A 13,332-nucleotide genomic window follows, 5' to 3' on the forward strand; every position below is an offset into this window, starting at 1 on the left:
CAGAAATGAAAGGGTTTTATTTAGTAATAAAAATTGTTTTTAAATAAAAAATATCGAGGATAATCATCCTCGATATTTTTTTGTCATTCTATTAAATAATATTAATACTTACTTTTTATTATTCTTTTATTATCTTTCTTGTTAATAATCCTTTATCTGTAGTTACTTTTATTAAGTAAACTCCTTTAGATAGCTTTTCTAATTTAATTAAATTATCATCAGAAATTAAAACCTTTTTACCTATTAGGTTGTAAATTTCTATATTTTTTAAAGCTACCCCATCTACCAAAGAAACTTCTATAAATGATGTTGCTGGGTTTGGATAAATTACAATATTATCTTTTAGATAATCATCTATAGCTAAAGTTCCGCTACAATCTGTACTATAATTAGCACTTGTATCTTTTAACCATTCTGTTTTAGAATTTGCAGCATCAACATCATCAACCTGTATACAAGTTAAATTTGGATTGGAAGTTACATCTAACTTATCTAAAACAGTATTATTACCGTTTTTTAAATTAAGACTTACAAGTTTATTATTAGATAAATATAATTCTGTGATATTTGTAATGCTAGAAATATCGACTGATTCCAATAAATTGTTAGAAACATTTAAAATTTTTACATTACTACTTGCTCTTTCTGCTGTTCTTTTTTCATTTGTTGATTTAGAATAAATTAATACTGTATTTCCACTTAAAAGAGAGCTTATGTCTGTAATATTATTATTAGAAAGATTAATACTTGCAGCATTTATAAATGCTTCTAATCCCGTAATATCTGTAATATCTTGTCCACTTAAATCTAAGTCTCCTGTATAAGACAATGCTTCTTCATAAGATATTAAATCATCGTTATTTGCATCAATACCTGTAATAACATTAATTGCATCTTCTAAATTACTGTCTACTGTATAAACTTCCCAATCAGAGTTACAATCAATTTTATAATTAGTAGCAGCATCAATATTTGTCCAATTAGTTGTTGAAAAATCTACATCATCTACAGCAATACACGATAAATTTGGATTATTAGTAATATTAAATTCTACAATAGCAGTATTATTTTCATTTTTTAAATATGCTCTTTCTAATAAATTATCATTTAAAAATAGTTTAGTTAAACTTAGATTATTGGTAATATCTATATTTACAATACTATTTTCATTTAAATACAATTCTTGTAATTCTATATTCTTAGAAATATCTATACTTGTTAAATTATTTTGCCCCAATAAAAGTTGAGTTAAATTTACGTTTTTAGAAACATCTACATCATTTACATTAGAGTTAGTTAAGTCTATTCTAATTAATGCTGTGTTATTAGAAAAATCATAAGTTGGTATTTGTGGATTATCTGTAGATCTAAAATCATATAATTTTGTGTTTTTAGTTATATCTATTGATGTTAAGTTGGTTTCTGAAACGTATAATCTTTCTAAATCTATTAGTTGTGTAATATCTATTTTAGAAATTGCTGTTTTCCATAAATGGATTCTGTTTAAATTTAAATTATTAGAAAAATCTATTTCTAACAAATCATAATTCCAATCTAATTCTAATTCCTCCAGAAAAGTATTTTTAGAAATGTCTAAAGAACTTAAATTATTTATATTTAACCATAACTTTTTTAATAATAAATTATTTGTAACATCAATTTCAGATAATTGATTATTTCCTGCATAAATAGTTTCTAAGTTTGTTAAAGATCTAATATCTAAACTAGTTAATTGATTATTATCTATACTTAAAAAAGAAATTTTATCATTATTGGATAAATTTACTGATGTTAAATTATTACCTCTAACAATTAAACCTGTAATATTTATAAAAGCTTCTATACCAGACAAATCATCAATATTAACTCCTTCTAATGTAATTGTACCCGTTACAGCTTCTGCCTCAGAAACCTGAATTTCAGTATCTTCATTACTATTAATAGAAGTATCTGCTACTAAAGCTGTTTTCATGTTATAATCAGGAATATAAACGATTGAAGAAATCCCACAATTTGTACTAAAACTAGCTATATCATCAACTAAACTCCAATTTGTTAAAGAAAAACTTGCATCATCAACTTGAATACAAGTTAAATCTGAATTATTGTTCGCGGAAAAGTAGGTAAAATTAACATTATTTCCATTTTTTACATTTAAGGTAGTTAATAAATTACCATTACAACTAAAACTACGTAAATTACTATTTGCAGAAACATCTAAATAAGTTAATTGATTATAAGCTATTCTAAAATCTTCTAAATCTGGTAACATACTTACATCTATACTTGTTAGTTGATTACCATAAATATCTATTCTTTTTAGTTTTGTGTTTTTTGATAAATTGATACTTGTTAATTGATTATTGGTAGCATATAACCAATTTAATTCTGTGTTATTTGTTATATCTAAGCTTGCAATTTGATTTTCATGTACAAACAAATCTACTAAATTAACTAGCATAGAAATATCTATACTTGCAATCTGATTTCTCATAACACCAAAACGTTCTAAAGCTAAATTTTTAGAAACATCAATATTTGTTAATTGATTATCATTTAAAAATAAGTTTTTCAAGTTTATATTCTTAGATAAATCAACCGAAGTTAACTCATTTCCTCCTGCTTCTAAAGAAACTAAATTAACCATTGCTTCTATACCTTCTAAAGTTTTAATTTTAGCAGTTACGTTTGGTAATAATGTATTATCTATAGGGTCTTGAATATCTAAACTATCTATTGCTTCTGCTTCAGACACAAGAATATTACCGTTTAAACCATTAGTATCCCAACCTAAATCTATTAGAGCTTGTTCAAAGTTAGAATCAGTTATCGTTATATTCTGAGAAGATAGATTAAAACTCAAAATAAAGAGTGTAATAAAAAAAAGTAGTTTTATTTTCATAATATATTAGTTAAAGTTAGAACATCAAATTAATAAAAAGGACCACTTAAATACAATACCTATATATGAGTAATTTAAATAAAAAAGAGCTGATAAAAATCAACTCTTTTAAATACTATAAATCTATTTTAACAAGGTTATTCTAATATTTGAACAGCATGTGCTTTTGTTTTTACTTTAGTAATTACATCTTCTATAAAACCTTTTTCATCAATAACAAAAGTAGTTCTATGAATTCCATCGTATTCTCTTCCCATAAACTTTTTTGGTCCCCAAACATTAAAAGCTTCTATTACTGCTTTATCTTCATCTGCCAAAAGCGGAAAAGGTAATTCGTTTTTATTAATAAAATTTTGCTGTCTTTTAGCAGAATCTGCACTTACACCTAAAACATCATAACCTTTTGCTAAAAAAGTTTGATAATTATCTCTTAAATCACAAGCTTCATTTGTACAACCAGGTGTACTTGCTTTAGGGTAGAAAAACAGTACTAACTTTTTACCCTCATAATCAGATAATTTTATTGTATTTCCGGCATTATCTTTTGCCTCAAACTGTGGAGCTTTATCTCCTATTTTTAGTGATGTCATATTTATCGTAATTTAAAAGTTTAAATGTACAAAGTTTATAAAATTCTTTCCAATTAAATTAAATAAATAATTATCACTTATTTTACTTTCAACTTTTTAACTTTACAACTTTATTACTTATTTATATGACCAAACAAGAAAAAGTACAATTTGTAATTGATACACTTAAAGAAAAATATCCAGAAATACCAATACCTTTAAACCATAAAGATCCTTACACGCTATTAGTTGCTGTTTTATTATCTGCACAATGTACAGACGTTCGTGTAAATCAAATTACACCATTGTTATTCGCAAAAGCAGACAATCCTTTTGATATGGTAAAAATGTCTGTTGATGAAATTAAAGAAATTATTCGTCCTTGTGGTTTATCTCCAATGAAAAGTAAGGGAATCTATGGGCTTTCTAAAATTTTGATTGAAAAATATAACGGAGAAGTTCCGCAAAGTTTTGAAGGTTTAGAAGAATTACCAGCTGTAGGACATAAAACAGCAAGCGTTGTAATGAGTCAAGCTTTTGGCGTACCTGCTTTTCCTGTAGATACACATATTTTAAGGTTGATGTTTCGTTGGAATTTAAGTAATGGAAAAAGTGTTGCTCAAACAGAAAAAGATGCAAAACGTTTGTTTCCAAAAGAATTATGGAACGATTTACATTTACAAATTATTTGGTACGGAAGAGAATATTCTCCTGCTCGTGGTTGGGATTTAAACAAAGATATTATCACCAAAACAATTGGTAGAAAATCGGTTTTAAATGAATATTATAAAAAGAATAACTCTTAATTTTTGTATAAATAAAAAAGGTCGATGTTAGTAACATCGACCTTTTTTTATGACTAATAAGTAATATTAGATAGATTCTAAAATAGAATTGAAAAGACTAATTGGTCTCATTGCTGCATCTGCTAAACTATCTGTAGGCATATAATAACCTCCAATAGTGTTTGCACTACCTTGAATTTCATTTAATTCAGTAACAATTTTATCTTCATTTGCTTTTAAGTCTGCTGCTACTTTAGTAAAAGAAGCTTTTAAATCTGCATCTTTATCTTGATTAGCTAAACCTTCTGCCCAGTACATTGCTAAGTAAAAATGACTTCCTCTATTATCTAACTCACCTACTTTTCTAGATGGTGATTTATCATTTTCTAAAAACTTTTCTGTTGCATCATCTAATGTTTCAGATAAAATTAATGCCTTAGCATTATCATTAGTTGTACCTAAATGTTCTAAAGAAACAGCTAATGCTAAAAACTCTCCTAAAGAATCCCAACGTAAATGGTTTTCTTCTAAAAACTGCTCTACATGTTTAGGAGCAGAACCACCTGCACCAGTTTCAAATAATCCTCCACCATTCATTAAAGGAACAATAGATAACATTTTTGCAGAAGTACCAACTTCTAAAATAGGAAATAAATCTGTTAAGTAATCACGTAAAACGTTACCAGAAACAGAAATAGTATCTTCTCCTTTTACAATTCTTTCTAAAGTAAATTCTGTTGCCTTAACAGGAGATAAAATTCTAATATCTAAACCTTCTGTATCATGAGTTGGTAAATATTTATTTACCTTTTTAATAATTTCTGCATCATGTGCTCTATTTTCATCTAACCAAAAAACTGCTGGTGTTTCTGATGCTCTTGCTCTTGTTACTGCTAATTTAACCCAATCTTGAATTGGTAAATCTTTAGTTTGGCACATTCTCCAGATATCTCCTTCTTCTACTGCGTGCTCTAAAAGAGTATCTCCAGAAGCATCTACAACAATTACCTTACCTGCAGTTGCAATTTGAAAAGTTTTATCATGAGAACCATATTCTTCTGCTTTTTGAGCCATTAAACCAACATTAGGTACAGTACCCATTGTTGTAGGATCAAAAGCACCATGTTTTTTACAAAAATCAATTGTTGCAGAATAAACACCTGCATAAGAACTATCTGGTATTACGGCTTTTGTATCTTGTAATTCTCCTTTTGCATTCCACATTCTTCCAGAAGTTCTAATCATTGCTGGCATAGAAGCATCAATAATTACATCAGAAGGTACGTGCAAGTTTGTAATTCCTTTATCAGAATTTACCATTGCTAAGTCAGCATTTTTAGCAAATGCAGCATCTATGTCTGCTAAAATTTCAGCTTTCTTTTCTTCAGAAACCTCATCTAAGCTACTTAATAAATTACCAAAACCATTATTTACATCAACTCCTATTTCATCAAAAATTGCTGCATGCTTTTCAAAAACATCTTTAAAATATGTTTTTACTGCTAAACCAAAAATAATAGGATCAGAAACCTTCATCATTGTTGCTTTCATATGTAATGAAAGTAAAACTTCTTGTTCTGCAGCATCTGTAAATTCTTTATCTAAGAAAGAAAGCAATGCTTTTTTACTCATTATTGTTGCATCAATAATTTCTCCTTCTAACAAATTAACCTCTGGCTTTAATATAGTTTTAGAACCATCGGCAGCAACATGTTGTATACTTATACTTGTTGCTTTTTCTATTGTTACAGATTTTTCATTATGAGCAAAATCTCCTTCGCTCATTGTTGCTACATGTGTTTTGGAATCAGATCCCCAAGCACCCATAGAATGTGGGTTTTTACGAGCATAATTCTTAATTGCTTTTGGTGCTCTTCTATCAGAATTACCTTCACGCAATACAGGATTAACTGCAGAACCTTTTACTTTATTATAAAGAGCTAAAACAGCTTTATCTTCATCTGTTTTTAATTCTTCTGGATAATTAGGTAATTTATATCCTAAAGTTTGTAATTCTGAAATTGCAACTTTTAATTGAGGTACAGAAGCACTAATATTTGGTAATTTAATAATATTGGCTTCTGGTTTTTTAGCTAAGTCTCCTAAAAAAGCTAAAGCGTCTTCTACTTTTTGATCTTCTGTTAAGTAGTCAGAAAAATTAGACAAAATTCTTGCTGCTAAAGAAATATCTTTAACTTCTAATTCAATACCTGAAGATTTAGTAAAAGCTTTTACTATTGGTAAAAAAGATCGTGTTGCTAAAGCAGGTGCTTCATCTGTCTTCGTATATACGATTTTAGCTATTTTGCTCATAAAAATGTATTATATAATTGTAGAATTTTTGATTATTACTACGTACGAAATCCTTTTCGTACATAGCGTAACAAATTTAACAATTAAAGATGAAAACTTTACTGCTAAAACACTATTAATTAAGACGATTTAATACCTAATTATCAATTAAAATAACTTTTTATTGAATTATTATTAAGCTTAATAAAATTAAACAACATTTAGTATATTTGTTATTCTAATTTTAACTATAAATCCATTATTTTATGCTTTTAATTCTTTTTTAGAATATTAATATATAAACATAAAAAAAAGCCTATTTTTATTAATAAAAATAGGCTTTTAATATTTATTATAAAAAAATGATTTATCTAATCAGTTTTTTATATTTAATACGTTTTGGCATTAAATCTCCACCTAAACGTTTCTTTTTATTTTCTTCGTAATCAGAAAAAGATCCTTCAAAGAAATATACTTGACTATCTCCTTCAAAAGCTAAAATATGCGTACATATTCTATCTAAAAACCATCTATCGTGACTAATTACAACTGCACAACCGGCAAAGTTTTCTAAACCTTCTTCTAATGCTCTTAATGTATTTACATCTAAATCATTGGTTGGCTCATCTAAAAGTAGAACGTTTCCTTCTTCTTTTAATGTCATTGCTAAATGTAACCTATTTCTTTCTCCACCAGAAAGTGTAGAAACTTTTTTGTTTTGTTCGCTACCAGAAAAATTAAAACGACTTAAATATGCACGAGAGTTTACTTGTTTTCCGCCCATCATTACTAAATCTTGACCATCAGAAAAGTTTTCCCAAATTGTTTTGTTTGGGTCGATGTCTGAGTGTGCCTGATCTACATAAGCTATTTTTGCAGTTTCACCTACTTTAAAACTTCCTCCGTCAGGATTTTCCTCTCCCATTATCATTTTAAAAATTGTTGTTTTACCAGCACCATTTGGACCAATAATACCAACAATTCCTGCTTGTGGAAGGTTAAAAGCTAAATCTTCATATAAAATTTTATCATCAAAAGCTTTAGAAACCCCTGTTGCTTCTATCACATTTGTTCCTAAACGTGGTCCGTTAGGAATATAAATTTCTAACTTTTCATCAACTTGCTTTTGGTCTTGACTCATTAATTTGTCATAATTTTTCAAACGTGCTTTTTGCTTTGTTTGACGACCTTTTGCTCCTTGACGAACCCACTCTAACTCTCGTTCTAGTGTTTTTTGACGTTTAGATGCTGTTTTACTTTCTTGTGCCATTCTGTTAGATTTTTGATCTAACCAAGAAGAATAGTTTCCTTTCCAAGGTATACCTTCTCCTCTATCTAACTCAAGAATCCAACCAGCAACATTGTCTAAGAAATATCTATCGTGCGTTACAGCAATTACGGTTCCTTTATATTGTGCTAAATGATGCTCTAACCAATGTACAGATTCTGCATCTAAGTGGTTGGTTGGCTCATCTAATAATAAAATTTCTGGTTCTTGTAATAATAATCTACATAAAGCAACTCTACGTTTTTCTCCACCAGAAAGTACACCAACTTTTTTATCAGAATCTGGTGTTCTTAACGCATCCATTGCAATTTCTAATTTGGTATCTAATTCCCAAGCATTGGCAGCATCAATCTTATCTTGTAATTCTGCTTGTTGGTTCATTAGTTTTTCCATCTTATCGGCATCAGAATACACTTCTTCTAAACCAAACATGTCGTTAATCTTATTGTATTCATCAAGAATAGCAACAGTTTCTGCAACACCTTCTTTAACAATTTCTAAAACTGTTTTTTCTGGATCTAATTGTGGTTCTTGTTCTAAATAACCAACTTTATAACCAGGAGAAAAAGTAACATCACCTTGAAAATTCTTTTCTACACCAGCAATAATTTTTAATAAAGTTGATTTACCTGATCCGTTTAAACCAAGAATACCAATTTTTGCTCCGTAGAAAAAACTTAAATAAATATCTTTTAAAACTTGTTTTCCTGTTGATTGATAGGTTTTAGAAACCTTATTCATCGAAAAGATTACTTTCTTATCGTCACTCATTATAATCTATTTTTATAATTTAATATGAAAAAAACTGCTACTAGAAAATTAGTAGACTTTAAACCCTTCCTTTTAAGGCATTAAAAACCCAGGCAATACAAAAGAAACCAATACCAACTGTAGCAAAACCCCAACCTGCAACATCTTTATATCTGTAAGCTCCTAATAAAATTAAAATAACTCCCATCATTAACATTAACATAGTTGCCCAACCTAAGACAGTGTTTTTGTTCATACCCATATTTCTTAATTAATTATTCAGACGCAAATATCGTTAATTATTTTTTTTATCAAACCATCAAATCTTTAATTTATTAATCAGTTCTAAATAACTGTTTAATTTCTTATCACTTTTGTCTGCTGCTCATAACGTAAAACTCTTTTTACTGCAATTTTTGGTTGATTTTCTTCCTTTAAATAATTTTGATATTTCATCCATTTTTTGAACTCTTTTTCAGATAAGAAAGTATTAAAATTATCATTTAATTCTTTTTCTAAAATATCAACTTCATTTTTAATTGGTTCTATAAAAACATTTACTTTTTTTAAAACTCCAACTTTAACTTTATTGTCTTTTATTGTAGCTGTAGATTTAATAATAACATCAATATCAGAAAGTTCTTTAGCATTAGAATTAGATAATTCTTCAATACTTTTATTATACTCTTTTATTCCGCTAATTATTAAAGACTTTTTATCCTCATCTTTCGCTTTTATTTTTTTTATTACTTTCTCTTATTCATAATAAAAAATACCAGCCATAGAGCTCGCATTAGCATGAAGAACAACCTGACCTACTTCTTTTTGTGGCAAGCTTTTTATATCACTATAATTCTGAGAACTTGTAGAAATTGAATATAAAATTGTTAATGTAAAAATTATTTTTTTCATAACTTTTTTTCTTTATGAAAGGTGATTTTATTAATTTCTAGCAATTTTACGCAATGCAACCCATTGTTTCATTTTTTCTCTAGAATCGCAAGCCGGATAACCAAGTACTGTTTTACCAGCTGCAACATCTGCTATAACGCCAGAACCTGCACCTACCTTAGCACCAGAATTAATTGTAACATGATCTTTAATAGAAGCACTTCCGCCTATTATAACTCCGTCTCCTAAAGTAACAGAGCCTGCTAAACCACTACTTCCGGCCATTATACAACATTTTCCTAATACACAATTATGACCAATTTGTACTAAATTATCAATCTTACAACCATCTCCTAAAATAGTAGAACTAAATTTACCTCTATCAACACAAGAATTTGCACCAATCTCTACAGCATTTCCTATAACAACATTACCAATATGTATAATTTTAACCAAACCTCTACCATCGTCACTTGGTCTGTAACCAAAACCATCTGCACCAATACTAACGTTGTTATGAAAAATACAATAACTACCTATTACACTTCTTTCTCTTATAACTGTACCAGACCAAATTGTAGTATTATTACCGATAACAGTATCGTCAAAAATAGATACATTAGAATATATGGTTACATTATCTGCTAAAACTACATTTTTGCCAAGATATGTGTTAGCTCCAATTTTACAACCTTTGCCTAACTTTACTGTTTTATCTATAACAGCAGTTGGATGAACATCTGTTTCAAAATAAGGAGATTCAGGCTCAAAAGCTTCTAAAAGAATAGCCATTGCCAAATCTGGGTTTTTAACTTTTATAAAAGCTTTTCCTTCTTCTGGTAAAATTTTTATTGATTCAAATACAATTGCTGCACTTGCATTTGATTTTTGCCATAAACGTGTATATTTAGAATTGCCTATAAAAGTTATTTGCCCTTTATCAGCTTTTTCTATTTGTTCTGGAGCAAATATTTTTTCTGTACAAGTACCAATAAGCTCGCCATTTACTAAAGAAGATATTTCTTCAACAGAGAAGGATTTCATAGTTTTTATTTATTTTTTGCTAAATGTAGTCTTTTAATATTGATTTTAAACATTTTACTGTCTTCTACCTCCATTACCTCTACCAGATCTAGCTCCTTCTTCATTATTTTGAGAAATTCTTGGCTGTAAACTACTTTTCTTATTACTCTGATATTTTAACCATTTTTTCAATTGCTTTTCTGATAAAATGCTTTCTATATTTTTATTTAATTCTTCTTCATGTAAACTAACTTCTTCTCTAACAGGTTTAATTATCTCTTCAACTTTTTTTCTCATTTTCATTGCTGTTTCTCTATTACCAGAACTCATTGCAGCCTTTACAACAACATTTAATTCTGTAAATGTTTCTGAATTTAAAAATGAAATTTCTTTAATTTTTGAATTATAGTTTTGAAGTTCTTTACTCATTAAAAGCTTTTTATCCTCTTCTTTTATTTTTAGTTTTTTTATAACCTCTTTTTCATTATAATAAATAATACCTGCAACATCACTTGCTTTAAATTCTCTAACTTCTCTGTTAGTACCTTGTAGATTCTGTCCAGATCCTCCTCTTCCTCCTCCTGGAGGTTGTGCATAAAATTGAACACTTACTAACAACATTGCAATAAATAACATGTTTTTCATAAATAATATTTAATAAATTTTATAATTTAGATGCAAATATTAAAAAAAACTTGTTTTTTAATGTTTTTACTTACTATATTTCTGCTGCCAATCTTGCTCCTTGATTTATAGCTCTTTTTGCATCTAACTCACTTGCAAAATCTGCACCACCAATTACATGTACTTTTTTATTTAAATCTAATAAAGGTTGGTATAATTCTTTAAAAGGAACCTGACCTGCACATACAACCACATTATCAACATCTAAAACTTTTGCTTCTTGATTTTGTATATAATGCAAACCTTTATCATCTATTTTGGTATAAGAAACCTCACCTATAAATTGTACTTTTTTCTTTTTTAAATTAGCTCTATGAATCCAAGCAGTTGTTTTACCTAAATTCCCTCCAAATTTACCTTTACTTCTTTTAAACATAAAGACCTCTCTTGGTGAAGCTTCAAATTTTGGATTTACATTTTCTATTCCGGCTCTTGCTTCTAAGGATTTATCTATTCCCCATTCTTTTAACCAAGCATCTATATTTTGTGATGTAGACTCTCCTGTATGTGTTAAATATTCTGAAACATCAAAACCAATACCACCCGCACCTATTACAGCAACACGTTTTCCTACTGGTTTTTTATATTTTAAAACATCAATATAACTTAGTACTTTTGGATGATTGATACCTTCTATTTTAAGTTCTCTTGGTTTAATTCCGGTAGCAATTATAATTTCATCAAAATCTGAATCTTTTAAATCTTCAGTAGAAACTTTTGTATTCAGTTTTAAATTTACTTGATGAATTTCTATTTGTTTTTTAAAATAACGCAAGGTTTCATAAAACTCTTCTTTACCAGGAATTTGTTTTGCAATATTAAATTGCCCACCAATTTCATTACTTGCATCAAATAAAGTAACAAAATGACCTCTTTTTGCTGCATTTGTAGCAGCAGATAAGCCTGCAGGTCCTGCTCCTACAACTGCAATTTTCTTTTTATTTTTTGTTGGATAATAATTTAATTCAGTTTCATGGCAAGCTCTTGGGTTTACCAAACAACTTGCCACTTTTTGCTGAAAAACATGATCTAAACAAGCCTGATTACATGCAATACACGTATTTATTTCATCTTCTTTTTCTTCTTTCGCTTTGTTTACCCATTCTGGATCTGCCAAAAAAGGACGCGCCATAGAAATCATATCTGCATCTCCTTCTGATAAAATTTTCTCTGCAGTTTCTGGCATATTTATTCTATTAGAAGTTATCAACGGAATTGATAATTCTTCTTTCATTTTCTTTGTTACCCAAGTAAAAGCTGCTCTTGGAACCGAAGTTGCAATTGTAGGAATTCTAGATTCATGCCAACCAATGCCGGTATTTATAATCGTTGCTCCTGCCTTTTCTATTTCTTTACCTAACTGTACAACTTCTTGCCAAGAACTACCATTTTCTACCAAATCTAACATTGATAATCTATAAATAATAATAAAATTAGTACCAACAGATGCTCTTATTTGTTTTACAATTTCTACAGCTAAACGGATTCTATTTTCATATTCTCCTCCAAAATTATCTGTTCTTTTATTAGTTCTTTTTACAATAAATTGATTGATTAAGTAACCTTCAGAGCCCATTATTTCTATGCCATCATAACCCGCCATTTTAGACAATTCAGCAGAATTTACAAAGTCATTTATAGTTCTTTTAATCCCTCTTTTGGTTAATTTAAAAGGTTTAAAAGGTGTTATTGGCGATTTTATTTTTGATGGTGCAACGTTAAAAGGATGATAACCATAACGACCTGCATGTAAAATTTGCATGCATATTTTTCCGCCTTCTTTGTGTACTGCTGCTGTTATTTTTTGATGATGTAAAGCGTGTTTTTCTGTAGACATTCTTGCAGAAAATGGTGCTGTCCAACCTTGTATATTTGGTGATATTCCTCCTGTAACAATTAAACCTACTCCTCCTTTTGCTCTTTCTGCATAATAAGTAGCTATTCTTTCTAAGCCATTTTTTTCTTCTTCTAATCCCGTATGCATAGACCCCATTAAAATTCTATTTTTTAAAATGGTAAAACCTAAGTCTAAGGGTTCAAAAATGTACTTGTATTTCATATTTCTAAAAATCAAATTTACTATGCATGCATAATACTTTGCAAGATAAACTTATTTTTTTAAACAAAAAAAGCCAAAGAAATATATTC

At 28.6% G+C, this 13,332-nt stretch carries 11 protein-coding genes; 2 read left to right on the forward strand and 9 right to left on the reverse strand.

The genetic code is table 11. The annotated features are described in order from the left end of the window. Window positions 1-118 precede the first annotated feature (118 nt). The gene (locus KI686_RS11310; RefSeq protein ID WP_237589404.1) at window positions 119-2,863 is read right to left on the reverse strand and encodes a T9SS type A sorting domain-containing protein; all 2,745 of its coding nucleotides are present in this window, start codon (window positions 2,861-2,863) and stop codon (window positions 119-121) included. A gap of 176 nt (window positions 2,864-3,039) precedes the next feature. Beyond that, the gene (bcp, locus tag KI686_RS11315; protein ID WP_237589405.1) at window positions 3,040-3,492 is read right to left on the reverse strand and encodes a thioredoxin-dependent thiol peroxidase; all 453 of its coding nucleotides are present in this window, start codon (window positions 3,490-3,492) and stop codon (window positions 3,040-3,042) included. A 125-nt stretch (window positions 3,493-3,617) separates the two neighbouring features. On the opposite strand from bcp, the gene KI686_RS11320 reads away from it, so the two are divergent. Next, window positions 3,618-4,277 (forward strand): endonuclease III domain-containing protein, encoded by a 660-nt coding sequence (locus tag KI686_RS11320; protein ID WP_237589406.1) that lies wholly within the window; start codon window positions 3,618-3,620, stop codon window positions 4,275-4,277. Window positions 4,278-4,343: 66 nt separating this feature from the next. On the opposite strand, the gene KI686_RS11325 is transcribed toward KI686_RS11320, so the two are convergent. From KI686_RS11325 to KI686_RS11335, 3 genes are all read right to left on the reverse strand, one after another. After that, entirely contained in the window at window positions 4,344-6,569 is a 2,226-nt protein-coding gene (locus KI686_RS11325) for an NADP-dependent isocitrate dehydrogenase (RefSeq protein WP_237589407.1), read from the reverse strand. 346 nt (window positions 6,570-6,915) lie between these two features. Next, the gene (ettA, locus tag KI686_RS11330) at window positions 6,916-8,607 is read right to left on the reverse strand and encodes an energy-dependent translational throttle protein EttA (RefSeq protein WP_237589408.1); all 1,692 of its coding nucleotides are present in this window, start codon (window positions 8,605-8,607) and stop codon (window positions 6,916-6,918) included. A gap of 58 nt (window positions 8,608-8,665) precedes the next feature. Beyond that, the gene (locus KI686_RS11335) at window positions 8,666-8,848 is read right to left on the reverse strand and encodes a CAL67264 family membrane protein (protein WP_237589409.1); all 183 of its coding nucleotides are present in this window, start codon (window positions 8,846-8,848) and stop codon (window positions 8,666-8,668) included. Window positions 8,849-9,049: 201 nt separating this feature from the next. Here KI686_RS11335 and KI686_RS11340 point away from each other — a divergent pair, with 201 nt between their 5' ends. Further along, on the forward strand, window positions 9,050-9,352 hold the full coding sequence (locus tag KI686_RS11340) for a hypothetical protein (RefSeq protein WP_237589410.1): 303 nt from the start codon (window positions 9,050-9,052) through the stop codon (window positions 9,350-9,352). Here the strand turns inward: KI686_RS11340 and KI686_RS11345 are convergent. The 4 genes from KI686_RS11345 to KI686_RS11360 all read right to left on the reverse strand — a co-directional run bounded on the left by KI686_RS11345 (window position 9,343) and on the right by KI686_RS11360 (window position 13,243). Continuing rightward, complete coding sequence (locus KI686_RS11345; protein WP_237589411.1) at window positions 9,343-9,498, reverse strand: hypothetical protein; 156 nt, start codon at window positions 9,496-9,498, stop codon at window positions 9,343-9,345. The two genes, KI686_RS11340 and KI686_RS11345, sit on opposite strands and share 10 nt — an antisense overlap. Before the next feature lie 30 nt (window positions 9,499-9,528). Continuing rightward, the gene (gene lpxD, locus KI686_RS11350) at window positions 9,529-10,521 is read right to left on the reverse strand and encodes a UDP-3-O-(3-hydroxymyristoyl)glucosamine N-acyltransferase (RefSeq protein WP_237589412.1); all 993 of its coding nucleotides are present in this window, start codon (window positions 10,519-10,521) and stop codon (window positions 9,529-9,531) included. A gap of 54 nt (window positions 10,522-10,575) precedes the next feature. After that, window positions 10,576-11,145, reverse strand: coding sequence for a hypothetical protein (locus tag KI686_RS11355; protein ID WP_237589419.1), 570 nt, complete (start codon window positions 11,143-11,145; stop codon window positions 10,576-10,578). Window positions 11,146-11,218: 73 nt separating this feature from the next. Continuing rightward, window positions 11,219-13,243, reverse strand: coding sequence for an NADPH-dependent 2,4-dienoyl-CoA reductase (locus KI686_RS11360; RefSeq protein WP_237589424.1), 2,025 nt, complete (start codon window positions 13,241-13,243; stop codon window positions 11,219-11,221). Window positions 13,244-13,332 lie beyond the last annotated feature (89 nt).

The organism is Polaribacter sargassicola (assembly GCF_021991835.1).
In the GTDB taxonomy this organism is placed as follows: Bacteria; Bacteroidota; Bacteroidia; order Flavobacteriales; family Flavobacteriaceae; genus Polaribacter; species Polaribacter sargassicola.

Bases quoted from the DNA above. Each gene is read 5' to 3' on its own strand.
- bcp (WP_237589405.1), bottom strand. From the start codon at position 3,492: ATGACATCACTAAAAATAGGAGATAAAGCTCCACAGTTTGAGGCAAAA.
- KI686_RS11335 (WP_237589409.1), bottom strand. From the start codon at position 8,848: ATGGGTATGAACAAAAACACTGTCTTAGGTTGGGCAACTATGTTAATG.
- KI686_RS11355 (WP_237589419.1), bottom strand. From the start codon at position 11,145: ATGAAAAACATGTTATTTATTGCAATGTTGTTAGTAAGTGTTCAATTT.
- ettA (WP_237589408.1), bottom strand. From the start codon at position 8,607: ATGAGTGACGATAAGAAAGTAATCTTTTCGATGAATAAGGTTTCTAAA.
- KI686_RS11320 (WP_237589406.1), top strand. From the start codon at position 3,618: ATGACCAAACAAGAAAAAGTACAATTTGTAATTGATACACTTAAAGAA.
- KI686_RS11360 (WP_237589424.1), bottom strand. From the start codon at position 13,243: ATGAAATACAAGTACATTTTTGAACCCTTAGACTTAGGTTTTACCATT.
- KI686_RS11345 (WP_237589411.1), bottom strand. From the start codon at position 9,498: ATGAAAAAAATAATTTTTACATTAACAATTTTATATTCAATTTCTACA.
- KI686_RS11325 (WP_237589407.1), bottom strand. From the start codon at position 6,569: ATGAGCAAAATAGCTAAAATCGTATATACGAAGACAGATGAAGCACCT.
- lpxD (WP_237589412.1), bottom strand. From the start codon at position 10,521: ATGAAATCCTTCTCTGTTGAAGAAATATCTTCTTTAGTAAATGGCGAG.